General features: G+C 54.2%; 25 protein-coding genes, 1 tRNA gene and 1 other RNA gene. 20 read left to right on the top strand and 7 right to left on the bottom strand.

The features are described from left to right. Positions 1–131: 131 nt before the first annotated feature. The 3 genes from AC4LF3_RS14720 to AC4LF3_RS14710 form a co-directional block, all read right to left on the bottom strand. Positions 132–761: a hypothetical protein gene (locus AC4LF3_RS14720; RefSeq protein ID WP_491835591.1), complete on the bottom strand. Its 630-nt coding sequence runs from the start codon at positions 759–761 to the stop codon at positions 132–134. Between the two features lie 7 nt (positions 762–768). Then, on the bottom strand, positions 769–1,989 hold the full coding sequence (locus AC4LF3_RS14715; protein ID WP_491835589.1) for a tyrosine-type recombinase/integrase: 1,221 nt from the start codon (positions 1,987–1,989) through the stop codon (positions 769–771). 167 nt (positions 1,990–2,156) lie between these two features. Then, positions 2,157–2,243: transfer RNA gene (locus tag AC4LF3_RS14710), tRNA-Leu, on the bottom strand. 103 nt (positions 2,244–2,346) lie between these two features. Here AC4LF3_RS14710 and queA point away from each other — a divergent pair. The 6 genes from queA (at position 2,347) to AC4LF3_RS14680 (ending at position 8,339) form a co-directional block, all read left to right on the top strand. Beyond that, positions 2,347–3,390 carry a tRNA preQ1(34) S-adenosylmethionine ribosyltransferase-isomerase QueA gene (gene queA / locus AC4LF3_RS14705; RefSeq protein WP_491835587.1) on the top strand — a complete coding sequence of 348 codons (1,044 nt, stop codon included), beginning with the start codon at positions 2,347–2,349 and terminating at the stop codon, positions 3,388–3,390. 10 nt (positions 3,391–3,400) lie between these two features. Continuing rightward, positions 3,401–4,519: a tRNA guanosine(34) transglycosylase Tgt gene (gene tgt / locus AC4LF3_RS14700; protein WP_037030442.1), complete on the top strand. Its 1,119-nt coding sequence runs from the start codon at positions 3,401–3,403 to the stop codon at positions 4,517–4,519. Positions 4,520–4,549: 30 nt separating this feature from the next. Further along, positions 4,550–4,888, top strand: a complete 339-nt coding sequence (gene yajC / locus AC4LF3_RS14695) for a preprotein translocase subunit YajC (protein WP_010795334.1) — start codon at positions 4,550–4,552, stop codon at positions 4,886–4,888. 63 nt (positions 4,889–4,951) lie between these two features. Then, positions 4,952–6,820, top strand: a complete 1,869-nt coding sequence (gene secD / locus AC4LF3_RS14690) for a protein translocase subunit SecD (protein WP_491835586.1) — start codon at positions 4,952–4,954, stop codon at positions 6,818–6,820. Between the two features lie 9 nt (positions 6,821–6,829). Next, complete coding sequence (gene secF, locus AC4LF3_RS14685; RefSeq protein ID WP_010795332.1) at positions 6,830–7,738, top strand: protein translocase subunit SecF; 909 nt, start codon at positions 6,830–6,832, stop codon at positions 7,736–7,738. Between the two features lie 55 nt (positions 7,739–7,793). After that, positions 7,794–8,339, top strand: a complete 546-nt coding sequence (locus tag AC4LF3_RS14680) for a glycine zipper 2TM domain-containing protein (protein ID WP_312272501.1) — start codon at positions 7,794–7,796, stop codon at positions 8,337–8,339. 50 nt (positions 8,340–8,389) lie between these two features. Here the strand turns inward: AC4LF3_RS14680 and AC4LF3_RS14675 are convergent, their stop codons facing one another. The 4 genes from AC4LF3_RS14675 to AC4LF3_RS14660 are packed head-to-tail and all read right to left on the bottom strand — an operon-like array spanning position 8,390 to position 11,702. After that, on the bottom strand, positions 8,390–8,962 hold the full coding sequence (locus AC4LF3_RS14675; protein ID WP_312272500.1) for a BON domain-containing protein: 573 nt from the start codon (positions 8,960–8,962) through the stop codon (positions 8,390–8,392). Continuing rightward, positions 8,959–9,552, bottom strand: a complete 594-nt coding sequence (locus AC4LF3_RS14670; RefSeq protein WP_010795329.1) for a phosphoheptose isomerase — start codon at positions 9,550–9,552, stop codon at positions 8,959–8,961. The genes AC4LF3_RS14675 and AC4LF3_RS14670 overlap by 4 nt, the downstream gene beginning before the upstream one ends. Before the next feature lie 27 nt (positions 9,553–9,579). Beyond that, positions 9,580–9,951: a YraN family protein gene (locus AC4LF3_RS14665; protein ID WP_010795328.1), complete on the bottom strand. Its 372-nt coding sequence runs from the start codon at positions 9,949–9,951 to the stop codon at positions 9,580–9,582. Next, positions 9,948–11,702, bottom strand: coding sequence for a penicillin-binding protein activator (locus AC4LF3_RS14660; RefSeq protein WP_010795327.1), 1,755 nt, complete (start codon positions 11,700–11,702; stop codon positions 9,948–9,950). Before AC4LF3_RS14660 ends, AC4LF3_RS14665 begins: the two co-directional genes overlap by 4 nt. A 122-nt stretch (positions 11,703–11,824) precedes the next feature. Between AC4LF3_RS14660 and rsmI the strand changes: the two genes are divergently transcribed. The 14 genes from rsmI to AC4LF3_RS14590 all read left to right on the top strand — a co-directional run bounded on the left by rsmI (position 11,825) and on the right by AC4LF3_RS14590 (position 26,712). Beyond that, on the top strand, positions 11,825–12,673 hold the full coding sequence (gene rsmI, locus AC4LF3_RS14655; protein WP_150346847.1) for a 16S rRNA (cytidine(1402)-2'-O)-methyltransferase: 849 nt from the start codon (positions 11,825–11,827) through the stop codon (positions 12,671–12,673). Positions 12,674–12,724: 51 nt separating this feature from the next. After that, an RNA gene (gene rnpB / locus AC4LF3_RS14650) (RNase P RNA component class A) lies at positions 12,725–13,082 on the top strand. 289 nt (positions 13,083–13,371) lie between these two features. Further along, positions 13,372–13,827, top strand: coding sequence for a division/cell wall cluster transcriptional repressor MraZ (mraZ, locus tag AC4LF3_RS14645; RefSeq protein ID WP_010795325.1), 456 nt, complete (start codon positions 13,372–13,374; stop codon positions 13,825–13,827). Between the two features lie 2 nt (positions 13,828–13,829). Beyond that, a complete protein-coding gene (rsmH, locus tag AC4LF3_RS14640; RefSeq protein WP_491836299.1) occupies positions 13,830–14,768 on the top strand; it encodes a 16S rRNA (cytosine(1402)-N(4))-methyltransferase RsmH in 939 nt (312 codons plus the stop codon). Then, complete coding sequence (gene ftsL, locus AC4LF3_RS14635; protein WP_010795323.1) at positions 14,765–15,058, top strand: cell division protein FtsL; 294 nt, start codon at positions 14,765–14,767, stop codon at positions 15,056–15,058. Before rsmH ends, ftsL begins: the two co-directional genes overlap by 4 nt. Beyond that, complete coding sequence (locus tag AC4LF3_RS14630) at positions 15,055–16,803, top strand: peptidoglycan D,D-transpeptidase FtsI family protein (RefSeq protein WP_434134672.1); 1,749 nt, start codon at positions 15,055–15,057, stop codon at positions 16,801–16,803. The genes ftsL and AC4LF3_RS14630 overlap by 4 nt, the downstream gene beginning before the upstream one ends. Further along, positions 16,800–18,263 carry a UDP-N-acetylmuramoyl-L-alanyl-D-glutamate--2,6-diaminopimelate ligase gene (locus tag AC4LF3_RS14625; RefSeq protein WP_491836298.1) on the top strand — a complete coding sequence of 488 codons (1,464 nt, stop codon included), beginning with the start codon at positions 16,800–16,802 and terminating at the stop codon, positions 18,261–18,263. Before AC4LF3_RS14630 ends, AC4LF3_RS14625 begins: the two co-directional genes overlap by 4 nt. Then, entirely contained in the window at positions 18,256–19,623 is a 1,368-nt protein-coding gene (locus tag AC4LF3_RS14620) for a UDP-N-acetylmuramoyl-tripeptide--D-alanyl-D-alanine ligase (protein ID WP_491835583.1), read from the top strand. Before AC4LF3_RS14625 ends, AC4LF3_RS14620 begins: the two co-directional genes overlap by 8 nt. Next, a complete protein-coding gene (gene mraY / locus AC4LF3_RS14615) occupies positions 19,623–20,705 on the top strand; it encodes a phospho-N-acetylmuramoyl-pentapeptide-transferase (RefSeq protein WP_434134670.1) in 1,083 nt (360 codons plus the stop codon). Before AC4LF3_RS14620 ends, mraY begins: the two co-directional genes overlap by 1 nt. Before the next feature lie 7 nt (positions 20,706–20,712). Next, positions 20,713–22,059, top strand: coding sequence for a UDP-N-acetylmuramoyl-L-alanine--D-glutamate ligase (gene murD, locus AC4LF3_RS14610; RefSeq protein WP_150346851.1), 1,347 nt, complete (start codon positions 20,713–20,715; stop codon positions 22,057–22,059). Further along, positions 22,059–23,258, top strand: coding sequence for a putative lipid II flippase FtsW (gene ftsW, locus AC4LF3_RS14605; RefSeq protein ID WP_019366775.1), 1,200 nt, complete (start codon positions 22,059–22,061; stop codon positions 23,256–23,258). Before murD ends, ftsW begins: the two co-directional genes overlap by 1 nt. Beyond that, positions 23,248–24,318, top strand: coding sequence for an undecaprenyldiphospho-muramoylpentapeptide beta-N-acetylglucosaminyltransferase (gene murG / locus AC4LF3_RS14600; RefSeq protein ID WP_491835581.1), 1,071 nt, complete (start codon positions 23,248–23,250; stop codon positions 24,316–24,318). Before ftsW ends, murG begins: the two co-directional genes overlap by 11 nt. Beyond that, positions 24,311–25,765: a UDP-N-acetylmuramate--L-alanine ligase gene (gene murC, locus AC4LF3_RS14595; protein WP_010795315.1), complete on the top strand. Its 1,455-nt coding sequence runs from the start codon at positions 24,311–24,313 to the stop codon at positions 25,763–25,765. The genes murG and murC overlap by 8 nt, the downstream gene beginning before the upstream one ends. Next, positions 25,762–26,712: a D-alanine--D-alanine ligase gene (locus tag AC4LF3_RS14590; protein WP_019366773.1), complete on the top strand. Its 951-nt coding sequence runs from the start codon at positions 25,762–25,764 to the stop codon at positions 26,710–26,712. The genes murC and AC4LF3_RS14590 overlap by 4 nt, the downstream gene beginning before the upstream one ends.

Below are 26,712 nucleotides of genomic sequence, written 5' to 3'. Positions count from 1 at the left end.
GAGCCTCCTTGGGGCTGTTTGGGAGCGATGGCTAGATATTGATAAGAGATGAGACTTTAAAAAATTGGGCAGACGCTACGGTTATTAGGTTATCTCTTACGGTTATTACATTATCCCTTACGGTAAAGGGGTTATCCGTTACGTTTACTGGGTTTTTTACTTCTGCCGCCACGTCTTGCATATTCTGGAGCGACTGTTTCAATCCATTTCTTCATTCTTTCAATCGTTTCGGGCAATGTCTCTTTAAAGCCTTCTTCGAGCATTTTCTTATAAACTAAATCAGCCATTTCTCCGATGCGGATTTTCCTTTCCGTATCTTCCGCCCAAAGCTCGCTGGCTATTTCATTAGCTCTTTCTTTAGCAGAGCCTTTGGTTTCATTGAAGGTATTGAGCCCTGATAAGATGCTCTGCATCTTTCTTTTATAGGTTTCTGAGTGATCTTTATAATGCAGTATAGATGCACCGGAAACTGCCGTTAATAAAGCGGCCAGTGAATCCAGTCCTTCGTCATCTAAGCGTTCGACAATTTCATCAAAATACTTCCAGGATCTGTCAATTAGCTTGTTGGTTTCCTCAATTACTTCATAATTTTCATTGTTAGAAGAGTTGAGCATGAGCATGCCCACAAGCATGTTAAAAGCAGCTGTGGCATTGCCTTTGGGTATAAGCTCTTCAGGGTAATTTCGCTTAGGCTTAAATGCATCTTCGCTGGCATTAAATAGTTTTCGTAAGTTTGCTGTTTCAGTGTCGGTTTTTCGCATGCTCTTGTTAGCACCTGACAAATTTATTAATCGCCACAATATTGGATCCGCTGCATAGCGAATCGAGCTCATCAGCCCAGGCCTGCATCATCTGGCGGCGCGGCTCTAGGTAATGAGCATGGTTGTAGGTGTCGCGTATTTCGTCCTCATCGCCATGGGCCAGCTGGCGTTCAATCCAGTCCTTGTTGTAGCCACGGCTGTTCAACTCAGTGCTGAGTAGATGGCGGAAGCCATGCCCGGTCTGCCGATCCTTATAGCCAAGATCAGCCAGGCACTTATTCACCGTGTTCTCGCTCATAGGCCGTCTGGGGTCGTTTCGGCCTGCAAAGATCAATTCGTACCGCCCGGTTATCTCTCGCAGCGTATGGAGGATTTCAAGGGCTTGGCGGGGCAGGGGAACAAGATGCGGGCGCCTCATTTTCATTCGCTTGGCTGGAATCGTCCAAAGCCCAGCCTCAAGGTCAAACTCGCTCCAGGGCGCATGCCTAAGCTCTCCAGGGCGAACGCCAGTCAGTAGAAGCAACCGAATAGCGCTGATGGTGAGTACATTTCTGGATTGAAGTGTACTCAGCTTTTCTAGAAGTCCTGGCAGTTCAGCTATGGGCAGAAAAGGGTGACTGCGGACAGCAGGGGCATGTGCAGCGACTACGTCCAGGTCGGTTGCTGGGTTGTACTTGATCAATCCCTTGGCTAGAGCAAAGCGGAAGATCTGATTTAGCCACTGCCGGCACTTCTTAGCCACGTTCAGCGCGCCACGCTTCTCGATTGCGGCAAGCATCTTGACCAATTCTGTACGTTCGATAGCGCTGATAGGCCTTTTCCCCAAAGCTGGAATCAGATCTTTATCCAGATACATCCGGGCCTTTAAGGCTGAGGCCTGAGCCCAGCGGGGCAAGCGATGGGCATACCAGTCGTCGGCTACAGCTTCGAAGGTATTAGCACGCTCCTCGGTAGCCTGGTGCTTATCCGCTTTACGCTTGGCACTAGGGTCAATGCCCTGGGCAACCAGTTTGCGCAGCTCGGCGGCTTTCTCGCGTGCTTCGGCTAGAGTCACTGCAGGGTAAACGCCTAGAGAAATGCGTGGCTGCTTGTCATGTAGGCGGTAGCGGAAGTGCCAGTATTTACTGCCGTCTGGTTTGATCCAAAGGGACAGGCCGTTAGCATCAGGCAGGCCGTAGGGCTTGTCTTTAGGCTCGGCGTTCTTGGCTTGTAGGGCTGTTAGAGGCATCAGGTGAGTACACTTTTAGTGACCGAACTCGCGGTGTACTCAGAAATGTACTCGTTTGAGTTGGGTTTGCAAGGGTGTACTCGGGAACGGTAGGCACAAAAAAACCGGCGCAGTGGCCGGTTTCTCTGGGTTTCCGGGTCTGGTGGGGACCACTTGGAAACTATGATTGGTGCCTCGGGAGAGACTCGAACTCTCACTCTGTCGCCAGAAACGGATTTTGAATCCGCCGCGTCTACCGATTCCGCCACCGAGGCAATGGCGGCGCAGTATAGGGATGAGATTGTTTCGAGTCAACGCTTTAAATGGTCTTATTTCATCTCTTCCGGTAAGCTGTGCGACCTTTCGAGATGAGCCTGCATGCAAGTTTCCGATTTTTATTTTGAACTACCTGAATCGCTCATAGCACGTCATCCGCTATCCGAGCGCCGCGCAAGCCGGCTGCTGGTGCTGGACGGACCTTCTGGAGCGATCAATCATCAGCAGTTTTCCGACCTGCTGGACTATCTGCGTCCAGAGGATCTCATGATCTTCAACGATACGCGGGTTATTCCTGCGCGATTGTTTGGGCAAAAAGCCAGTGGCGGAAAGCTTGAAATACTTGTCGAGCGTGTCCTGGATGAATTCAGGGTCTTGGCTCATGTGCGTTCCAGCAAGTCTCCCAAGCCGGGTGCAGTCATCCATATCGAGGGTGGCGGTGAGGCGGAAATGCTGGCGCGACATGATGCGCTGTTCGAGCTGCGCTTTGCAGAGCCTGTACTAGGGCTTCTGGAGCGGGTAGGGCACATGCCGCTGCCGCCCTACATTGATCGCCCGGATGAAGAAGAGGACCGGGAGCGTTATCAGACTGTTTATGCTCGCAATGCAGGGGCTGTGGCTGCACCGACGGCAGGGCTGCATTTTGACGAAGCCATGCTGCAAGCCATTCGCGAAAAAGGTATCGAAACCGAATTCGTGACGTTGCATGTGGGGGCCGGTACGTTCCAGCCCGTTCGGGTCGATCGCATCGAAGATCATCATATGCATCGAGAGTGGTTGCAGGTCAGTCAGGCGGTCGTCGATGCCGTCGAGCGCTGCAAGGGCCGTGGCGGGCGCGTCATTGCAGTGGGCACGACCAGTGTCCGCTCCTTGGAAAGCGCTGCGCGAGACGGTCAACTCAAGGCTTTTAGTGGCGATACGGATATCTTCCTTTATCCTGGCAAGCCTTTTCACGTTGTCGATGCGCTGGTGACCAACTTTCACCTGCCCGAGTCGACGTTGCTGATGCTGGTTTCGGCTTTTGCAGGTTATCCTGAGACAATGGCCGCCTACGCCGCTGCCGTTGAGCAAAACTACCGTTTCTTTAGTTATGGTGATGCCATGTTCATTACCCGTAACCCAAACGCCAAAGGGCCAGAGTCCTGAAATGAGCTTCATGAAGTTTGAGTTGCTGGCGACCGAAGGCCGGGCCCGTCGAGGCCGACTGAGCTTTCCTCGCGGCGTAGTCGAAACCCCTGCGTTCATGCCGGTTGGCACATACGGCACCGTCAAAGGCATGTTGCCACGGGACATTGAGGCGATTGGGGCACATATCATCCTGGGGAATACATTCCACCTCTGGCTGAGGCCTGGGGTCGAAGTCATTGGTCGTCACGGCGATCTGCATGACTTCATGCAATGGAAGGGCCCTATCCTTACGGATTCTGGCGGCTTTCAGGTATTCAGCCTGGGGGCGCTGCGCAAGATTAAGGAAGAGGGCGTGTACTTTGCGTCGCCAGTCGATGGTGCCAAGGTCTTCATGGGGCCGGAAGAGTCCATGGCCGTTCAGCGAGCGCTGGGATCGGACATCGTCATGATCTTTGATGAGTGCACGCCGTATCCTGCCGACTTCGATACAGCCAAGCGCTCCATGGAGCTGTCGCTGCGCTGGGCCAAGCGTTCACGTATTGCCCATGGTGATAGCCCTTCGGCGTTATTTGGCATTGTCCAGGGCGGAATGCATGAGGAGCTACGTCTGCGTTCGCTGGAGGGGCTGGAAAACATCGGTTTCGATGGTTACGCCATCGGCGGGCTTTCAGTAGGAGAGCCGAAGGAAGAAATGATCAGGGTTCTGGACTTTCTTCCGCCGCATCTGCCTGCTGACAAACCTCGTTACCTCATGGGTGTTGGAAAGCCGGAAGATCTGGTCGAAGGTGTGCGGCGTGGCGTCGACATGTTTGATTGTGTAATGCCTACACGTAACGCACGTAATGGGCATTTATTCATTGATACCGGCGTTCTCAAGATTCGTAATGCTGTCCACCGGCATGACGATTCACCCTTGGATCCGACCTGCGACTGCTATACCTGCCGCAACTTTTCCCGTGCTTATCTGCATCACTTGGATAAATGCGGCGAAATGCTAGGCAGCATGCTGAATACAATCCATAACCTGCGTCACTATCAACGGCTGATGTCTGGTTTACGTGATGCTATTCAACAGGGTAAATTGGCCGACTTCGTCGATTCCTTCTATGCGCGCCGCGGCTTGCCTACCCCGCCGTTGGCAGATTGATTTCCAGACTTTGCAACAGGAGTTATTGCAATGAGCTTTCTGATCCCCGCTGCCTATGCCCAGGAGACTGCTCCGGCGGCTGCCGCACCAGGTGGTGAATATATTCAATTCATTTTCCTGATCGGTTTCGTGGTCATTTTTTACTTTCTGATCTGGCGTCCACAGGCCAAGCGTGCCAAGGAGCACAAGAACCTGCTGGGCAATCTGCAGAAGGGTGACGAAGTGGTAACGTCCGGTGGTATCGCTGGACGTGTAGTAAAGGTGACGGATGATTTCGTGGTTATCGAAGTATCCGATACTGTCGAACTCAAGTTCCAGAAAGGTGCGATTGCCGCTACGTTGCCCAAGGGCACGTTGAAAGCAATCTAATCCTACCTCTAGGTATATGCACGGGGCGCGCAAGGCGCCTCGTTTCTTAATCCGGGCGGTGTCATGCTCAATAAATATCCCTTATGGAAATACCTGCTGATCCTGGCAGTGCTGGTGGTCGGCTTCATTTATTCCGCGCCCAATCTCTACCCCGATGATCCTGCTATTCAAATCAGCAGCTCAAGCACGGAACTGACGGTGAGTCAGGCGGAATTGGATAACATTACCAAGGCGCTGGCCGACACCAATATCAACGTAAAGGCTGTCGATCTTGCCAGTGACGGTAAGCGTGGGCTCATTCGGTTGAGTAAGGCAGATGATCAATTGCCGGCTCAGGACGTAGTGCGCAAGACCTTGGGTGATGACTATGTCGTTGCGCTTAACCTGGCCCCGACTACGCCCGAATGGCTGCGCCAGCTTGGCGCAAGTCCAATGAAGTTGGGTCTTGACCTGTCGGGTGGTGTGCATTTCCTGCTATCCGTTGACATGGATAAGGCTGTCGATGCGCGTATGAAGGTGTACGACAGCGAAGTGAAGACACTGCTTCGTCGCGAGAGAGTTCGGTACCGCAGTCTTCCCCAGCAGGGCAATGTCATTCAGCTGGGCTTTGCCGATGCGCAAGCACTGGAACAAGCGTCCGATCTGATCCGAAAGAATTACAACGACTTCGTTCTGACAAATGAAGCGCGTGACAATCTTCAGGTGCTACGCCTTGAACTGTCTCAGGCGAAGCTGACGGAGATTCGTGAATACTCCATCAAACAGAACCTTACTACTGTTCGTAACCGTGTGAACGAGCTGGGTGTGGCCGAGCCGCTTGTTCAGCGCCAGGGCGCCAACCGTATTGTAGTAGAGTTGCCTGGCGTACAGGACACTGCAGAAGCGAAGCGTATTCTCGGCAAGACGGCAAACTTGGAGTTCCGTCTGGCAGCAACGCAAGACACTCCGCGCAGTGCTACAGAAAGCTTTGAGTTCCGTGATGCCGGTCGTCAATCCGTTCCGCTGGAACGCAGTGTAATCATCACGGGTGATCAGGTTACAGACGCTTCTGCAAGCTTTGATGAAAATGGTCGCCCGCAAGTGAACATCAAACTGGATGGTCACGGTGGTGATCTGATGAGTCGTGCTACGCGTGGGAACATTGGACGCAGCATGGCCGTTGTGTTCATTGAGCAGAAGCCGGTGACTCGCTACGAGCGTCAGACCGTTAATGGTGTTGAAAAGGATGTCGCCGTACCAAGCTTCCAGGAAGATCGCCGTATTATCAGTCTGGCTACCATCCAGTCAGCGCTGGGCAACAGTTTCCGTATTACAGGGCTGAATGGTTCTGGTGAAGCCTCCGAGCTTGCGCTGCTGTTGCGTGCTGGTGGTCTTGCCGCGCCCATGTATTTCGCTGAGGAGCGAACGCTGGGCCCAAGCCTTGGTGCAGATAATATTGCCAAGGGCCTTGATGCTGCGCTCTGGGGAATGGCTTTTGTCTCCCTGTTTATTATCGTGATCTACCGCGTCTTTGGTGTGATCGCGACAGTGGCGTTGGGCTTCAACATGGTTCTTTTGATCGGGTTGATGTCTGTCCTTAATGCAACGCTTACGCTGCCAGGTATTGCCGGTATCGTTCTGACAATGGGTATGGCGGTTGATGCCAACGTATTGATCTTCTCGCGTATCCGCGAAGAACTGGCGAATGGTATGCACGTACAGCGAGCAATTCATGAAGGTTTCAGCAGGGCGTTCAGTGCGATTGTCGATGCCAACCTGACTACGCTTCTCGTCGGCGCGATCCTGTTTGCAATGGGCACCGGCCCGGTCAAGGGCTTCGCTGTCACAATGTCGCTCGGTATTTTCACCTCCATGTTCACAGCCATCATGGTGACTCGTGCAATGGTCAACCTGAGCTTTGGCGGCCGTAACATCAAGAAGCTGTGGATTTGAGGAGCTGCGATGAAACGAACCATTAATTTCATGGGCGTACGCAATGTTGCGTTCGCCCTGACACTGGTGCTTACATTGATTGCCATTGGTAGCCTGGCTATCAAGGGACTCAATTTCGGCCTGGATTTCACAGGCGGAACCCTGATTGAGCTGCGTTATGAGAAAGCAGCGGATTTGGGAAGCATTCGTACTCAACTGGAGCGTTCAGGCTTTAAGGATGCTGTTGTTCAGAGCTTTGGTGCGACTACCGATGTGCTGGTACGTATGCCTGGCGATGATGCGCAGCTAGGTCAGAAGGTTGCGGCTGCGCTGCAGCAGGCCAGTAACGATAATCCGGCTTCTGTTACGCGTGTCGAATTCGTAGGTCCCCAGGTAGGGGAAGAGCTGCGGGACCAGGGTGGACTCGGAATGCTTCTGGCGCTGGGCGGGGTATTGCTTTACGTCGGCTTTCGTTTCCAGTGGAAGTTTGCGTTGGGCGCGATCCTGTCTCTCGTGCACGACGTTATTGTTACGCTTGGCGTGCTGTCGTTCTTCCAGGTTACGTTCGATCTGACCGTTCTGGCTGCAGTACTGGCTATCATTGGCTATTCATTGAACGACACCATCGTGGTGTTTGACCGGGTACGTGAAAACTTCCGTGTTTTACGCAAAGCAAGCCTGATCGATAACATCAACATCTCTACTACGCAGACACTTCTCAGAACCTTGGCGACATCCATTTCCACATTGTTGGCAATTACAGCATTGCTGGTTTTTGGAGGCGATAACCTCTTCGGCTTCTCAGTTGCCTTGTTTATTGGCGTGCTCGCAGGGACTTATTCTTCAATCTATATCGCAAACGTTGTGTTGATCTGGCTGAATTTGAATTCGGAAGACCTGATACCACCAGCAGCAAAGGAACTTGATGACAGGCCTTGATGTCCAAGGCTTGGAATAAGGTGGATGCCTTGTTGGTAAATCAGGAGAGATTGACGTGAATAAATCGATGCTCGTTGGAACGGTATTGGGCGCAGTTCTGGTTACGGCTGGAGGTGCTGTTGCCTATGGTGTTTCAGATCGAGGTCCAAAGTTCGCTGAGGTCGTAGCCGTCCAACCGGTCAAGGAAACGATCAAAACGCCCCGTGAAGTCTGTAAGGATGTAGCGGTTACACATCGCAGGCCTGTACAGGATCAGCATCAGATTGCTGGGACTGCCATCGGTGCTGTAGTCGGTGGTCTGCTGGGTAATCAGGTCGGTGGGGGTAATGGCAAGAAGCTTGCTACTGTCGCCGGGGCTGTGGGTGGAGGTTACGTAGGTAACAAAACCCAGGAGCACATGCAAAACTCCGATACCTATACCACCACGCAAAAGCGCTGCAGCACGATTACAGACGCGAGCGAAAAAGTGGTAGCTTACGACGTCAAGTATCTGCTGGATGGCAAGGTGGGGCAAGTCCGCATGGATCGTGATCCCGGTAAGCAGATCCCCGTACAGGGTGGTCAGCTGGTATTGGCCGAGCAGACTGCTTCCGTACAGTAAGAAAAGTGACCACAAAAAACCCGCCATATGGCGGGTTTTTTATGCTCGAATCAGTCGATGTACTCGAAGAGTTTCACGATCCTTTGAACACCAGAGACGCTCTGAGCAACGTTTGTGGCCAGATTGGCTTCTTGGTGCGTCACCAGGCCAAGCATGTAAACAATGCCATTTTCCGTGACTATCTTGATACGAGAGGCAGGCACACTATTATCAGTAAGCATCTTGCTTTTGATCTTTGTGGTAATCCAGGTGTCGTTGTTGCGAGCTAGCAAAGAAGAGGGCTCAAGTACCTGGAGTTCGTTATGAACCAGCTTTACACGTTGTACGTTGCGCGCAACCTGCTCGGCCTGTGCCTTGAGTTCTAGACGCGGAGTCTGGCCGGCCAGTAGAACTACTCCGTTATAGCTGACAACGACAATGTGCGACTTATCCAGGTCAGGGTTGGCCTTGGATATATTCACTTTTGCCTTGGTCTCGATCAGTGAATCATCAATCTTGCTACCGATGGTCCGCGTGCCGCGGTTGTCCGCGATGGGGTCGTCACGGGTTGCGCTTAGAAAGCCGCTGCAGCCGCTGAGTACGACGGTGAGGGCGAGGCAGGACAGTGCCAAGCATTTTTTCATTCTTCACTCCCGAACAGTTGCTGATCTATCTGGTCGCACAGGCAGTGGATGACTAGCAGATGCACTTCCTGAATGCGCGCTGTGACTTTGGCTGGGACGCGAATCTCGATGTCCTCTGGCAGAAGCAGCGAGGCCATGCCGCCCCCGTCTCGCCCGGTAAGCGCCACAACGGTCATCTCGCGGTCATGGGCGGCCTGTATGGCCTGGATTATATTGGCTGAGTTTCCGCTGGTGGAAATGGCAAGCAGTACATCGCCAGGCTGGCCCAACGCCCGAATTTGCTTTGAGAAGACTTCGTTATAGCTATAGTCGTTCGCAATTGAGGTCAGAGTCGAGCTGTCGGTCGTCAAGGCGAGGGCGGGCAGGCTTGGGCGCTCACGCTCAAAACGATTGAGAAGCTCTGATGAAAAATGCTGGGCATCTCCTGCGGAGCCACCGTTTCCGCAGGACAGGATTTTTCCTTCATTCAATAGTGCATTGACCATTACCTGGCTGGCATGCTCGATGTGAGGAACAAGCACATCCATGGCCTGACGCTTGGTCTCAATGCTGTCCAGGAAGAGTTTGGTAATGCGGGCTTGCGTGTCCATCGGGTTTGCTTGACCTTGTAAAACTACTCAGGAATCGAATGCGTTCTTTATCCATTCGAGATGCGAAGAGGTACTGCCGACAGCAGGGCTGAGCGCAACAACATCAAAGCGGCAAGGGGATTTAGCCCAACGAGACTCGCTTTGAAGAAAAAGCTGTGCGGTTGCAATCAGACGTTGACGCTTTCTGGCGTCAATGCTTTCAACGGCTCCGCCCCAGGCAATATGACGCCTGGAGCGTACTTCCACAAATACTACTGTATCCCTGTCGAGCATGACCAGATCAAGCTCGCCGCTACGCCGCGACCAGTTGCGGACTACAAGTTTGAGCCCTTGTTTCTGCAGGTAGGCAAGCGCTTGATCTTCGGCGGCCTGCCCACTTTCTCGCGTCGTGGTTTTCACAGCGTACCGGATTGTGAAACGGGCTGAACCTGCCCATTGACGAACTGGGCCCAAGGTAGTCTGCGCACCACGCGCTGCGTCGGGCTTAGCGTCAGGTCACCTGACAGGCCATTTATTTGCGTATTGGGGAGCGCCTTGAGCTGTGGCAGACGAGTAGAAAGCAAGTAGGCATCTGCTCCCATGGCATATAGGCGACCCAGGCTGCTGGACGCTTGGGGCCACTGAGTGACAACCTTGCGGCGAACAGGATCGTTGGTATTAAGCAGCCACGGTGTTTCGCAGAACTGAATTCCGTTCAGGTCCTGATCCTGAGCAGGATTGCTGCTGCCGGAATACAGGTGTGAAGTGGCGTAGACGGGTATATCTCCAGCATATTGATACGCCAGCGTAGGCTTGATCTGGCGAGCCTGTTGGGGTGTTGCTGCAAGGAAGATAAAGTCGATGCTTTGCCCGCCCTGACGGTTTTGCAGCAGACGCGTAATCTGGCGTGCCAGCTCTACCGGCTGATCGATTCGCTCGGCTCCAAGCAGCATGCCGCCTTTTGCCCGCCACTCCTGGTCAAAGGCTGCCAGTACACGGTCGCCCCAATCGCCGCGTGGAACCATCGCTACCGCAGTGTGCTTGCCTTCTTCTGCTGCGCGGTCGGCCGCTTCGCGTGCCTCATCCTCTGCCGCCAGACCGAACTGATAGAGCTGCTTTGGGCCTACGCCTTGGCTGTCGCTGTAGTTGAGCGCAAGAGTAGGCAAAGGTAGCTGTTGATGATCGCTGAGTTGCTTGACCAAGCTTTTCTCTAGCGGACCAACCACCAGCTGGGCGCCGTCGGCTTTGGCCTGACGATAAAAGTCGTCAATGGAGCGGACCTGTGTGCTGTCGTAAAAGGATACGGCAGGAGGTGTCTGGCCGTTTTGCTGACTCTCGTAAAGCGAAGCCATGAAGCCGTCCTGTAAGGCGCGGGATACATTGGCAAGTTGTCCCTGTTGCGGTAGCAGCAAGGCGATATGTGTCAGCGGCTGTTGCTCCAGGTTGCGCAGCTTTTCAAGCGCTTGCGGAAGATGCGAGGCGGCTGGATGATTTGGATTCTGCTTGCGCCAGTCGTCAATGGCGGCGAGCTGATCATCCAGTGAGCCGTTTGAATGAGTGATAGCGGCCAGTGCCAGCCAGCCATTAAGCTCATTGTTGCCTGCCACAGGTTGGAGTTGGTCGGCAGGAAGAGCCGAAATCAGACTCCAGATGGCTTCGTGGTTGGCACTGGCCTGATCACTTTTGAGAAGCGGGGCAATGAAAATGCGCTCCTTGGCTGCCGCCAGGGTCTGGTTGTCTGCCTGCAGGGCGCGTGCCTTTACCATGGATACACTGATCTGCTGCTCGACAGGCAGCTCGCTCAGGTGTTCGAAGCCAGGCTGTTGGAGTGCTTTCAGAGCCTCCTTTGGCTGATTTTCCGCTAAAGCAATTTCGCCTCTCAGGGTGCCGGCGTATACCTGCGGTATAGGCTTCAATTGCTGCAGTTGAATGCTGCCCAGTATCTGCTTGGCCTGCGTGAAGTTTTGCTGCTTGTAGGCAATCTCGGCAGCGGAGAGGCGCAGCATGTTGGCCTTCTCTGATGTATCACTACCTGCCTGCTCAAGCAATTGCTGTATGTTGGCCTGGGGGATACGAGGCAGCTCACCCAATGTGTTGGAAGGCGAGCTTGCACAGGCGGCAAGTAGGCTAATAAGTGGAACGCTAACTAGCGTACGCAGGCGAACAGTCATGGCGTAATTCCTGGCGCAAAACAATTAATTGGCTGGATTGTAGCGAGTGCTGGTGAGCGGCGCGAATAGCGATGCCTCGAAACGCGTACAATGGAGGCCTTTATTGATACAAGAGTTTCATTATGAGCACTCCCGGCACGCTTTATATCGTCGCGACCCCCATAGGTAATCTGGAGGACATCAGTGCTCGGGCGCTTCGCATTCTGAAAGAAGTGTCGTTGATTGCCGCTGAAGATACGCGCCATTCTTCGCGCTTGTTGCAGCATTTCGGGATCAATACCCCTCTGGCCGCTTGCCATGATCATAATGAGCGCGAGCAGGGTGGGCGGTTCATCAACCGTTTGCTCGAAGGGGGAAGTGTTGCTCTGGTCTCCGATGCAGGAACACCCCTGATTTCCGATCCGGGCTTCCATCTGGTGCGACAGGCGCGTGCTGCGCAAATCCCTGTTGTGCCGGTTCCGGGAGCCAGTGCTGTCATAGCGGCACTATCAGCGGCCGGGCTCCCATCTGACCGGTTTATTTTCGAGGGCTTTCTGCCTGCAAAGGCCACAGCGCGACGAAGCCGCCTGGACGCCTTGAAGCAGGAAGAGCGGACCTTGATTTTCTACGAGGCGCCCCATCGGTTGCTGGAAAGTGTTGAAGATCTTGCTGCAATCATGGGAGACGAACGCGTTGCTGTATTAGCCCGTGAACTGACCAAGACGTTTGAAACCATCAAGGACGCACCGCTTGGTGAGCTGGTCGACTGGATCCGATCCGATTCCAATCAACAGCGCGGAGAGTGCGTTTTATTGATCTCAGGTTATGAGTCGCCTGAAAAGGATTCCCTGACGCCCGAGGCGGTGCGAATTTTAAATATATTGCTCGCTGAAATGCCTCTCAAACGCGCGGCTGCGTTGGCCGCTGAAATCACAGGAGAGCGTAAGAACATGCTGTACCAATTTGCTTTGGAGCAACAGAACAAGCATTAGGAAAATATCAAGGTTGTTATACGCCTGGCATCTAGGTACCCTTGCGCCCGGAGAGTCGATCGGACAGTCGCTGCTCCCGCTGCGCAAGCAGCAGGAGGGGAGGAAAGTCCGGGCTCCATAGGGCAAGGTGCCAGGTAACGCCTGGGAGGCGTGAGCCTACGGAAAGTGCCACAGAAAATAACCGCCTAAGCGCGCAAGCGCCGGTAAGGGTGAAAAGGTGCGGTAAGAGCGCACCGCACGGCTGGCAACAGTTCGTGGCTAGGTAAACCCCACCTGGAGCAAGACCAAATAGGAATCCATAGGCGTGGCCCGCGCTGGATTCGGGTAGGTTGCTTGAGGCAGTCAGTGATGGCTGTCCTAGAGGAATGACTGTTCTCGACAGAACCCGGCTTACAGATCGACTCTCCACTCACTCTCCCTTCTCCTGCTTCACATCCTTACTGATAACCCTATCTGAGAAATTACTTTAACTAGTCGAGGCAATTAGTTGAGTTAATTTCCGTTTGTCGGAAAAGTATGTTCGTCACCGTTTCGCTAAAAGCCCCATAATTTCTGTAACTCCTTAGTCTGCAAGCCTTTTTGTGCCATGGCCTCGCCTTGACGGTGGGGGGAGCGCGTCAATATAGTGTGCCCGGTGGTACGAAGTGGTTAAAAGTGGGATTTAATGGTAGGGAAAGCCAGCCAAAGGAAGAAGCAACTTGTTCCGTGGAGCGAATGCCATCAGCCTTGACGCCAAGGGGCGCCTTACGATGCCGAGCCGGTATCGTGATGAGCTTCTAGAGCGCTGTGCCGGCCAGCTCATCGTAACGATTGATGCCATTGATACTTGCCTTTGCGTTTATCCCCTTCCCGAATGGGAAATCATCGAAAGCAAACTCCGTGAACTTCCGTCTTTAAGAGAAGAAACACGTCGTTTGCAGCGTTTGCTAATCGGTAATGCGGTAGACCTTGAGCTGGATGGGAACGGGCGCTTTTTAGTGCCGCCCCGCTTGAGGGATTATGCTCGTCTGGATAAGCGCGCTGTACTGGTAGGGCAGCTGAACAAGTTTCAGCTGTGGGATGAGGATGCCTGGAATGGTCTGTGTGAAAGCGACCTCAAGGCAATCAAGGAACCCGGCGGTTTGCCGGAAGAACTGCGCGATTTAATCCTGTGAATATGACCACTACGTTCAGCCATGTCACTGTCTTGCTCGACGAAGCCGTCGAAGCCCTGGCTGTGCGTCCCGAAGGCCTCTATGTCGATGGCACATTTGGCCGCGGAGGGCATAGCCGTGCAATTCTTGCACGACTTAAAAGCGGAAGCCTGCTTGGTTTCGACAAGGATCCCCAAGCGATCCAGTCGGGACAAGCACTGGCGGCCGAAGATGGCCGCTTTGTCATTGTGCAGCGAAGCTTTGCCGACATAGGCGAAGAGCTGTTGCAGCGCGCCTGGATGGGACGTACGGATGGCGTGCTTCTCGATTTGGGCGTGTCCTCTCCTCAACTGGATGATCCCGAGCGCGGGTTCAGCTTCATGCATGATGGTCCTCTGGATATGCGTATGGATCCCTCTCGCGGTATAAGCGCCGCCGAGTGGATTGCAGCCGCACCGGAAGATGAAATCAGTCGCGTATTCAAAGAGTACGGTGAAGAGCGATTCGCCAAGCGGATGGCCAGGGCTGTGGTACAGCGCAGGGACGTCACACCCTTTACGCGTACGGCTGATCTGGCCCAGGTATTGACTGACGCGAATCCTGCTTGGGAAAAAGGCAAGCATCCTGCCACGCGAGCGTTTCAGGGTATCCGGATTTTCATCAATAACGAGTTGGGCGATCTGGAAAGAGGTCTGGAAGCGGCCTTTGAAAGCCTGGCCATAGGCGGCCGGCTCGTGGTGATCAGTTTTCACTCTCTGGAAGACAGAATCGTCAAGCTCTTCATGCGTCGCCTGGCTAAGGGTGAGGCCGATAAACTTCCACGAAATCTTCCTATTCGTACGCAGGCTTTTGAGCCCCGCGCCTTGCTGGTAGGCAAGCCTGTGTATGCCTCCGAGGCTGAACTGTCCGTCAACCCTCGGTCCCGAAGTGCAGTCATGCGTATTGCGGAGAAGCTGCGATGAGTAGTCTCTTTGTAAAGCGTCTGCCCAAGGGCAGTACGACCATGTTGGTTCTATTCATAGCCGTCCTGCTGTCCGCTGTTGCTGTCGCTTACAGCGCCCACTGGAACCGGCAGTTGCTTAATACCCTGTATTCCGAGTTGAGCGTTCGAGACAAGGCCCAGGCGGAATGGGGGCGTCTGTTGCTTGAGCAAAGCACCTGGACGGCTCACAGCCGCATCGAGGCATTAGCCAGCGATCAACTCAAGATGCGCATTCCTGATCCTGAAGAGATCAAGATGGTGGCGCCATGATGAAGCTGGGGGGCATTCAACATCCATGGCGATTTCGCCTGGTTGTCATTGGCTTGGCAGGTATGGTCGCCGCTATTGGCTGGCGTGTCGTTGACCTGCACGTCATTGATCGTGCCTTCCTCAAGGGGCAGGGAGATGCCCGAAGCGTCAGAACTATTCCTATTGCTGCCCACCGCGGCCTGATCACGGATCGTAATGGTGAGCCGCTGGCTGTCAGTACGCCTGTCAGCACAATCTGGATAAACCCCAAGGAGCTGGCTGGTGCCAAAGATAAATGGTCGATTCTGGCGGAGTCTGTAGGCCAGCCTTACGGTGATTTGGCAAAGCGGCTGGAGCAGAATTCCAATCGAGAGTTCCTTTACCTGGTTCGGGGAATAACACCGGAGCAGGGCGAAGCCGTCATGGCTACGGTCAAGCAGCACAAGATTCCTGGTGTTTATGACATCGAGGAATTTCGCCGTTTTTATCCGGCGGGTGAAGTGGCTGCACATGTCGTGGGGTTTACCGACATTGATGATCGCGGCCGTGAAGGCGTTGAGCTGGCGTTCAATGACTGGCTGGCTGGTGTCCCAGGCAAACGGCAGGTTTTGAAAGACCGGCGAGGTCGGGTCATCAAGGACGTTCAGGTTGCAAAAAACGCCAAGCCGGGTAATTCGATTACCTTGTCCATTGACCTGCGCCTTCAGTATCTTGCAAATCGCGAATTGCGCAACGCACTGGCGCAGTTTGGCGCAGTGTCCGGTAGCCTGACAATGGTTGACGTCAAGACTGGCGAGATCCTCGCCATGGTTAACCAGCCTACCTACAATCCGAACAACCGTCGCAATCTGAACCCGGCCAGCATGCGCAACCGGGCCATGATCGATGTGTTCGAGCCAGGATCCACCATGAAGCCGCTTTCGATGAGCGCTGCTCTTGAAAGTGGACGCTGGAAGCCATCGGACACAGTGAATGTTTATCCTGGTTATCTGCAGATCGGCCGTTACACGATCAAGGACGTGGCTCGCAGCCAGGGCCCCCTGGACCTGACAGGTATCCTGATCAAGTCCAGTAACGTGGGCATGAGCAAGATTGCTTTCGATATCGGCGGCGAAACCATTTACAACACCATGCGCCAGTTTGGCCTTGGGCAGGACACTGGTCTGGGCTTTCCCGGTGAGCGTGTAGGTAATCTACCCAACTACCGTAAGTGGCATCCGGCAGAAACAGCCACATTGTCATATGGCTATGGTCTTTCCATCACCGCTATCCAGTTGGCGCATGCCTACGCCACGTTAGCCAATGATGGAAGTTTTATCCCGCTGTCCCTGACACGCGTCGAACGTTCCCCTCAAGGCTCCCAGGTGGTCCCTCAACAGGTAGCTAAAACCCTTCAGGGAATGCTGCAGCAGGTAGTTGAAGCGCCTACCGGCGTGTTCCGTGCTCAGGTGCCGGGATATCACGTGGCTGGCAAGAGTGGTACCGCCCGTAAGGCCGCAGTGGGTGCCAAAGGATATACACAGAATTCCTACCGTTCCCTTTTTGCCGGCTTCGGGCCGACCAGCAATCCGCGTATTGCCATGGTGGTCGTCATTGATGAGCCCAGCAAGGGCGGATATTACGGCGGCGTGGTCTCTGCGCCTGTTTTCAGCCGAGTCATGGCGGGTGCTTTGCGACTCATGAATGTTTCCCCCGACAATGTCGCTCCGTTGCCAGAGCAGGAGCAAGCCAGCGCTACTGAAGTATCCAGTGGAGGGCGTGGCTGATGATGTCTCTCACCCGGTTGATACCGCAGGCCAGTAGTGATGTTTCTGTAAAAGCACTTTGCCTGGACAGTCGACGTATCCAGCCAGGATCCGTTTTTTTTGCAGTACCTGGCGGAGTGCGTGATGGGCGTTTACATATTGCCGAAGCGATTGCCAATGGTGCCTCGGCAATCGTCTATGAGGCAGATCAAGCCCCCGATTTGCCTCCCGCTTCGGTACCTCTTGTGCCAGTCAAAGAGCTTGGCGCCGAGCTTTCAGCCATTGCAGGGCGTTTTTATGGCGAGCCCAGCGCTGCTCTTACGCTGATAGGCGTTACCGGTACCAATGGTAAGACCAGCGTGACGCAGCTAATCGCCCAAGCCTGTGATCGCCTAGGGCAGCGCTGCGGCATCGTAGGCACGTTGGGGGCAGGGTTTTGGGGAGCACTTGAGGCCGGTCGGCATACCACGCCGGATCCCTTTGCGGTTCAGGCAGCGTTGGCTGCACTCAAGGAGCAGGGTGCTCAAGCTGTTGCAATGGAGGTTTCTTCTCATGGTCTGGAGCAGGGCCGTGTGGCGGCTGTGCAGTTTGATGTGGCCGTGTTCACCAACCTGTCTCGAGATCATCTTGATTATCATGGCACGATGGAGGCCTACGCCGCCGCAAAGGCCAAGCTTTTCCAGTGGCCGTCTTTACGGGCACGTGTAATCAATTTGGATGATGAGCAGGGCTGTCGCCTGGCTGAAGTCGAGCATGCCTCTCGGCTTATTACGTTCAGCCTGGAAAATCCCGCCGCTACGCTGTATTGCAAACACATCGCTTTTAGCGATGCGGGTATCGAGGCGAGTCTTGTAACGCCAGAGGGAGAGGCCAGGCTGGTCAGCCCATTGATTGGTCGCTTCAATCTCAGCAATTTGCTCGCAGCGACAGGGGCTCTGCTGGGTATGGGATTCACTCTGAGCCATATCCAGCATGTAATGCCTGAGCTCCAGGGACCCCTCGGGCGAATGCAGCGCCTGGGAGGCGGTACGCAACCCCTGGTCGTTGTCGATTATGCCCATACTCCTGACGCGCTTGAGCAGGTTCTGGTTGCCTTACGCCCTCATGCCAAGGGGCGATTGATTTGCGTGTTTGGCTGTGGCGGCGATCGAGACAGTGGCAAGCGCCCGCTGATGGCTCGCATTGCTGAGCGGCTAGCCGATGCCGTTATCGTTACCGATGACAATCCTCGTACCGAGTCCAGCGCTCGAATTATCGACGATATTCGTGCCGGCTTTAATGAACCGGCGCGTGCCACATTTATACCCGCTCGCGACGAAGCCATTGCGTATGCTATTGGAGAGGCTTCCCGTGACGATGTAGTGCTCATTGCTGGAAAAGGGCATGAGGACTATCAGGAGGTCAACGGGGTCAGGATGCCTTTCTCTGATCTGGAGCAGGCCGCTCGCGAGCTGGTTGCAAGGGATGAAAGCCATGCTTAAACCAATGTTTCTCCAGGATTTGACCGAGCCGCTTTCAGCTTCCCTGAAAGGTGGAAATGTAAGTTTTACAGCGGTCTCTACGGACAGTCGTACACTTGAGGCTGGACAGCTCTTTGTTGCACTTACAGGGCCTCGGTTCGATGGTCACGCGTATCTATCCAGCGTAGCGGCGAAAGGCGCTGTCGCTGCATTGGTAGAAAAAGCGCAGCCTGACCTGAACATTCCTCAGCTGATCGTCAAAGACACCCGTGTCGCCCTGGGGCAGTTGGGTGAGCTTAACCGGCTCTCGTTTTCTGGCCCTGTGGTTGCCGTGACAGGGTCAAGCGGCAAGACCACAGTCAAGGAAATGCTGGCTGCCATTTTGAATACGCTGGGCTCGACACTGGCAACTCAAGGCAATCTGAACAACGACCTGGGTGCTCCGCTGACGCTATTGAGGCTGGAGCAGAGCCATCAGTATGCCGTTATCGAGCTGGGGGCCTCACGCCTAGGCGAGATCGCCTATACCGTAGGACTGACCCATCCCCACGTCTCGATCATTACCAATGCAGGACGAGCCCATGTAGGAGAGTTTGGTGGCGTCGAAAAGATTATCGAAGCCAAGGGTGAAATCCTGGAGGGGTTGGCAGCAAACGGCACTGCCATATTGAATCGAGACGATCAGGCCTTCGAAATATGGAGAAAGCGTGCCAAGGGGCGCAACGTTATCAGCTTTGGCCTGAATGACACGGCTATGTTCCGGGCTGCGAATATTGTTCGTGATGCTCGTGGCTGCCCTTCCTTCACGCTGCTCAGCCCGGCGGGTTCTGCTGACATTCAGCTAAATCTGCTGGGCGAGCACAATGTTGTCAATGCACTGGCCGCGGCCGCGGCTGCCCATGTCCTGGGAGTGGAGCTTGCGCATATTGTCCAGGGGCTTGAGGCGTTGCAGCCGGTCAAGGGGCGGACGGTAAGCAAGCTGGGTATCAATGATTCACGTGTTATCGATGACAGTTATAACGCCAACCCCGGCTCCATGAAAGCCGCTGTCGATGTACTGACAGGGTTTTCTGGCCGTACCGTTCTTGTCTTGGGCGATATGGGTGAATTGGGCGAATGGGCCGAATCTGCTCACCGCGAAGTCGGCGAGTATGCGAAAGGTAAGGTATCCGCTTTCTACGCCGTAGGTCCTCTCATGAAGCATGCCGCTGAGGCATTTGGAACCGATGCACGGCATTTCGATGATCGGGCTGCGTTAATCGAGGCATTGCTTCTCGAGGCGGCTCCTGGATCCACATTTTTGATCAAAGGTTCGCGTAGTGCGGCGATGGATAACGTCGTTTTCGCGCTGTGCAATAAAGATGTTGAGGAGAAACACTGATGTTGCTGCTGTTGGCGGAGTTCCTGCAACAGTTTTACAAGGGCTTCGCGGTCTTTCAGTACCTGACCCTACGCGGCATTTTTGGCGTGTTGACAGCGCTCGTGCTTTCGCTTGCTTTGGGGCCGTGGATGATCCGTACCTTGCAGATACGGCAGATTGGTCAGGCAGTACGTAACGATGGCCCGCAGTCGCACCTTTCGAAGTCGGGTACGCCTACGATGGGGGGCGCGCTGATCCTGACGTCGATTGGTATCAGCACGCTGCTTTGGGCTGATCTTTCCAACCGATATGTATGGACCGTGCTAGCTGTTACATTCTTGTTCGGTGCCATTGGTTGGGTGGATGACTATCGCAAGGTAATCGAAAAAAATTCTCGAGGCTTACCCAGCCGGTGGAAATATTTCTGGCAATCGGTCTTCGGCTTGGGAGCAGCAATCTTCCTTTATGTGACAGCCAAGACACCTATCGAGACGACATTCATTGTCCCGCTGCTGAAAAACATTGAAATCCCGCTTGGGATTTTCTTCGTTGTGCTGACCTACTTTGTGATCGTCGGATCCAGTAACGCCGTTAACCTGACTGATGGCCTGGACGGTCTGGCCATTATGCCGACCGTAATGGTAGGTGGTGCCCTGGGTATCTTTTGCTACCTATCCGGTAACGTAAAGTTTGCTGATTATTTGCTGATTCCCTACGTAGAAGGCTCTGGTGAGCTAATCGTCTTTTGTGGCGCGCTGATCGGAGCCGGACTGGGCTTTCTATGGTTCAACACCTATCCCGCCATGGTCTTCATGGGGGATGTGGGCGCACTGGCGCTGGGTGCGGCACTGGGCACCATTGCGGTCATTGTCAGACAGGAAGTTGTGCTCTTCATCATGGGTGGGGTGTTTGTGATGGAGACCTTGTCAGTAATGATTCAGGTTGCCTCCTTCAAACTCACCGGTCGTCGTGTTTTTCGCATGGCACCGATACACCACCATTTTGAACTTAAAGGCTGGCCTGAGCCGCGCGTTATCGTCCGGTTCTGGATTATCACCGTAATTCTGGTGCTGATCGGCCTGGCTACGTTGAAGCTGAGGTAAGACAACCATGAGCCTGATCGCTTCCGACCAGTTCCGCATTGTTGTAGGCCTTGGCAAGAGTGGCATGTCGCTGGTTCGCCATTTGGCGCGCCAAGGTGTTCCATTCGCTGTGGTGGACACGCGGGAAAACCCGCCTGAGCTGGAAACACTGCGCACCCACTATCCACAGGTAGAAGTGCGCTGTGGTGAATTGGATGCCGATTTCTTGAGCCGCGCCAGTGAGCTTTATGTCAGCCCCGGCTTGTCATTGCAGACGCCTGCAATTCAGAAGGCGGCGGAGCAGGGTGTCAGGCTTTCCGGTGACATTGAATTGTTTGCCCGTCTGGCCAAGGCGCCTATCGTTGCGATTACTGGGTCCAACGCTAAAAGTACCGTAACGACCCTTGTTGGTGAAATGGCCTGCAAGGCGGGCAAGCACGTCGGCGTAGGCGGAAACCTTGGAACGCCAGCGCTGGATCTATTAGACGACAATGTCGACCTTTATGTGCTTGAGCTGTCCAGTTTTCAATTGGAAACCTGTGAGCGGTTGAACGCTGAGGTGGCCACGGTATTGAACGTCAGTGAAGATCACATGGATCGCTACAGTGGTATGGCTGCTTACCATCTGGCCAAGCACCGGATCTTCAGAGGCGCACGTCAGGTGGTCGTCAATCGGGATGACCCCTTGTCTCGCCCGTTAGTGTCCGAGCAAGTCCCATGCTGGACATTTGGTTGTGGTCAGCCGGATTTCAACGGCTTCGGCCTGCGTGAGCACGACGGTGAGAAGTGGCTGGCTTTTCAGTTCGATCCGCTCATGCCTGTAAAGGACCTAAAGATTCGTGGCGCCCATAATCAGGCCAATGCCTTGGCTGCGTTAGCCTTGGGACATGCTGCCGGATTGCCTTTCGAGCCGATGCTGGAAGCACTTCGCGAGTTTTCAGGTTTGGCTCACCGTTGCCAGTGGGTAGGTGAGAAGGCTGGTGTGCACTATTACAACGATTCAAAAGCTACCAACGTAGGTGCTGCGTTGGCTGCTATCGAAGGATTGGGAAGCGATATCGCAGGCAAACTGGTGCTTTTGGCTGGCGGCGATGGCAAAGGAGCCGATTTTGAACCGCTCCGCAAACCGATAAGTGCTTTCTGCCGCGCAGTCGTTCTGCTTGGACGGGACGCTGAACGCTTGGCTGAATCCTTGAATACCGATATCACGATCGTTCATGTCTCCACACTAGAGCAAGCCGTCGAGAGAGCCGCAGCGTTAGCCGAGCCTGGTGATGCTGTTCTCTTGTCTCCAGCGTGCGCAAGCCTGGACATGTTCCGTAATTTTGAAGAGCGTGGGCGGTTGTTTGCTCAGGCCGTGGAGGCGCTTAATTGATGTTTTCCTTGCTGCGCCCTTATCCTTCGCCGCTCATCAGCCGGAACGGTGTTGATCTTGACTTTCCTTTGCTGGCTGGCTGTCTGGCCTTGCTCGGTTTGGGCTTGGTCATGATCACTTCCGCATCGTCGGAAGTAGCAGCCGCTCAGGCTGGAAATCCGCTGTACTACATGATTCGTCATCTGATCTATCTGGCGATAGGTGTCGTGGGTTGTGGAGCTACGCTCATGATCCCAATGGCTACCTGGCAGCGTTTTGGTGGAACTCTGCTAATTGCAGCATTCGCCTTGTTGATCATGGTGTTGATTCCCGGAATCGGCCGTGAAGTAAATGGATCGTTGCGCTGGATCGGCTTCGGCTTGTTTAACGTTCAGCCTTCCGAAATAGCCAAGGTATTTGTTGTTATTTACCTGGCTGGCTATCTGGTGCGGCGAGAGCAGGAAGTGCGACGTAGTTGGGCCGGTTTTTTCAAGCCTTTCATTGTGTTGCTTCCGCTGGCCATGCTTCTGCTGCGTGAGCCAGACTTCGGGGCAACGGTTGTCATGATGGGTGCAGCCGCTGTCATGCTGTTTCTGGGTGGCGTAGGGTTGTTCCGTTTCATTCTGATGGTGGCCCTGGCTGTTCTGGCGGTGTTTATCCTGGTTCAGACCCAGGAGTACCGTATGCAGCGTCTCATCACCTTTACCGACCCTTGGGCTGATCAGTTTGGGTCGGGCTACCAGCTCACTCAGGCATTAATCGCTTTTGGCCGAGGAGGCTGGTTCGGGCTTGGCTTGGGTAACAGCATCCAGAAGCAGTTCTACCTGCCAGAGGCTCACACTGACTTTGTATTTGCCGTTCTGGCAGAAGAGTTGGGGCTTGTCGGAGCCTTGGCCACCGTCGGGTTGTTTCTCTTTGTATGCGTACGCGGCCTTTACATTGGCTATTGGGCAGAGCAGGCCAAACAGTATTTTGCAGCCTATATGGCGTATGGACTTTCCATGCTCTGGATTGGCCAGTTCCTGATCAATATCGGCGTAAATGTCGGGCTATTGCCTACCAAGGGACTGACACTGCCATTTTTAAGCTATGGCGGAAGTTCGCTGATCATCTGCTGCATCAGCATGGCATTGTTGCTTAGGATCGAGTGGGAAAGACGGACACTCATGAACGACGAGGAAGTTGAGTTTTCGGAAGAGGATTTTGCTGATGTCCGGTAATGTCCTCATCATGGCAGGCGGTACTGGGGGACACGTTTTTCCCGCGCTGGCCTGCGCCAGGGAGTTTGAAAGTCGGGGGTATACCGTTCATTGGCTGGGTACGCCTCGTGGTATTGAAAATGATGTCGTCCCGCAAGCAGGTCTTCCCTTACACCGTATTACCGTTACCGGACTGCGTGGTAAGGGTATGCAGTCACTGCTGAAAGCTCCCTTTCAGCTCAGCGGAGCCCTAATGCAAGCGCTCGGCATCATGCGTACTCTCAAGCCTGTCTGTGTGCTGGGTATGGGTGGCTTCGTCACGGGGCCTGGCGGTATGGCGGCTCGTCTGTCTGGCGTTCCTCTTATTATTCACGAGCAGAATGCAGTTGCCGGTACTGCAAACCGCTTGCTTGCGCCTATCGCAAAAAAAGTATGCGAAGGTTTTCCTGCCACGTTCGCCGCGTCTCCCAAGCGGTTAAGTACAGGTAACCCCGTTCGCAAGGAGCTTTTCCTGCAAACCGTGCGGCCTTCTTTTGAAGGGCGTAGGGTCAATCTGCTGATTTTGGGTGGCAGCCTTGGTGCAGAGCCTATCAATAAACTTGTGCCTGAAGCGCTTGCTCAGGTATCCGCCGGCCTGCGTCCTAACGTGAAACACCAGGCAGGGCGGCAGCACGCTGAAGTAACACAGCAGCGCTATAGCTCCTCGAATCTTGATGCAGAGGTGATGCCATTCATCTCGGATATGGCTCAGGCTTATGCCTGGGCTGACCTTGTGATCTGCCGCGCAGGTGCACTGACGGTAAGTGAGCTTACGGCCGCAGGCTTGCCGGCATTTCTGATCCCACTGCCTCATGCCATTGATGATCACCAGACACGCAATGCTGAATTTTTGGTGAACGAGGGCGCAGCCCTTTTGTTCCCGCAGAAAATGACTGATGCGACGGCGATTGCCGCACAGCTAACTGAGGTTTTGATGCAACCCGAACGATTGACTGCCATGGCCACTCGTAGCCATGCCCTGGCTAAGCCTGATGCAACCCGAGCCGTGGTAGATGCCTGCCTGGAGGTGGCCAATGGTTAAATCTCAGAGCGCAATCCAGGCAGAAGTGCGTCGTATGCGTAGCATTCGGCGAATTCATTTTGTAGGAATCGGCGGCGTAGGCATGTGTGGAATTGCCGAGGTTCTGCTCAATCTGGGGTACGAAGTATCCGGCTCCGACCTCCGGGCTTCTCCTGTTACCGAGCGCTTGCAGCAATTTGGTGCCAAGATTTATATAGGTCATAGCGCCGAAAACCTTGAGCGCGTGGACGTACTAGTCGTTTCCAGCGCTATTAACAAGTCCAACCCTGAAGTGGCAGCTGCCCTGGAAAACCGTATTCCTGTGGTTCCTCGCGCTGAAATGCTGGCTGAGCTGATGCGGTACCGGCATGGAATTGCAGTAGCAGGTACTCATGGGAAAACCACAACGACAAGTCTGATTGCTTCCGTGCTGGCGGCCGAAGGCCTCGATCCTACCTTTGTCATCGGTGGTCGCCTGAATGCAGCAGGGACTAATGCTCAACTTGGAACCAGTCGTTATCTCGTTGCCGAGGCTGATGAAAGTGATGCGAGCTTTCTGCATCTTCAGCCTATGGTGGCGGTAGTAACCAATATCGACGCTGATCACATGGATACGTATGAAGGGGACTTCAGTCGGCTGAAGAAAACCTTTATCGATTTTCTGCATAATTTGCCGTTCTATGGACTGGCTGTACTGTGCGTTGACGATCCGGTCGTACGTGAGATCATTCCTCAGGTTGCGCGTCCCACGGTGACTTACGGCACCAGCGAGGATGCAGACGTCCGCGCAGTCGATATCCGCCAAAAAGGCATGCGTACCTATTTCACCGTGCTTCGCAATGGTCGTGAACCCTTGGCGGTGTCTGTGAACATGCCAGGAGTACATAATGTACTCAACGCGCTGGCAACTATCGCCATTGCAACAGATGAAGGGCTTAGCGATGACGCCATCGTAGCGGGCCTGTCTGAATTCCAGGGAGTAGGTCGTCGCTTTCAGGTATACGGTGAACTGCCTGTCGAAAATGGCAGTGTGATGCTGGTAGATGATTATGGTCATCATCCCCGTGAAGTGGCAGCGGTAATAAAGGCCGTTCGTGGTGGTTGGCCTGAGCGCCGCCTGGTCATGGTTTATCAGCCCCATCGCTATAGCCGTACACGTGATTTGTACGATGATTTCGTGCAGGTCCTGGCTGATGCCAATGTATTGTTGTTGATGGAAGTCTATCCGGCAGGTGAAGAGCCGATTCCAGGTGCCGACAGCCGCCGTCTCTGTCATAGTATCCGTCAACGTGGTCAGCTAGACCCAATCTACATCGAGCGTGGTACCGAGCTTGCTCCTCTTATCAAGCCTCTCCTGAAGGCTGGGGATATTCTCCTCTGCCAAGGTGCTGGTGATATCGGCACTCTGGCTCCGCAATTGATAAAAAGCCCCTTGTTCAATTCTGACTTTCTGAGGAAGTCGCTATGAGCGCCATCCTTGATCCAATGTCGATCCAGCCAGCCGATTACGGTCGTGTTGCCGTGTTGTATGGTGGCAAGAGTGCCGAGCGCGAAGTTTCCCTTAATTCAGGGAAAATGGTGCTGGCTGCGCTGCAGGCTGCGGGCGTTGATGCGTTCGGTATCGATGTTGGTCAGGACCTGCTGCAGCGTTTGAACACTGAACAGGTAGACCGTGCCTTTATCGTCCTGCATGGACGGGGTGGGGAAGACGGTAGCATGCAAGGGCTGTTGGAGTGCCTGGGTATACCCTATACAGGAAGTGGGGTGCTGGCTTCCGCATTGGCCATGGATAAGCTGAAAACAAAACACCTCTGGTTGAGCCAGGGTCTGTCCACGCCTAAATACGCCGTTTTGTGCTGTGAGTCTGATTGTCGGAAGGCTGCTGAGGAACTCGGGTTTCCACTTATCGTCAAACCCGCCCATGAAGGTTCCAGCATTGGTATGGCCAAGGTGAACAGTGTTAATGAGCTGATCACTGCTTGGCAGTCCGCCTCGACGTACGATTCGCAAGTTCTTGTCGAACAATGGATTAGCGGTCCTGAGTTTACTGTCGCCCTGTTGGGCGATCAGGTACTGCCGCCTATTCGTCTGGGTACTACCCACGACTTCTATGACTATGACGCCAAATACCTGGCATCCGACACTCGCTATCAGGTTCCGTGTGGCCTTGATGAGGAGCGTGAGTTGGAACTCAAGGTATTGGCTCGTCATGCCTGTGAGGTCGTGGGGACTGCTGGCTGGGCGCGCGTTGATGTCATGCAGGATAAAGAGGGTCGGTTCTGGCTGCTGGAAGTCAATACAGTCCCCGGCATGACGGACCATAGCCTTGTTCCCATGGCAGCCAAGGCCGCAGGCCTTGATTATCAACAACTTGTCCTGACGGTTCTGGCAGGCACAATGGAGTCGAGGGGCTAA

Source organism: Pseudomonas sp. C2.3V (genome assembly GCF_058536325.1).
The sequence above is the reverse complement of the archived record's forward strand: the minus strand, read 5'-3'. Positions and strand labels throughout refer to the sequence as shown.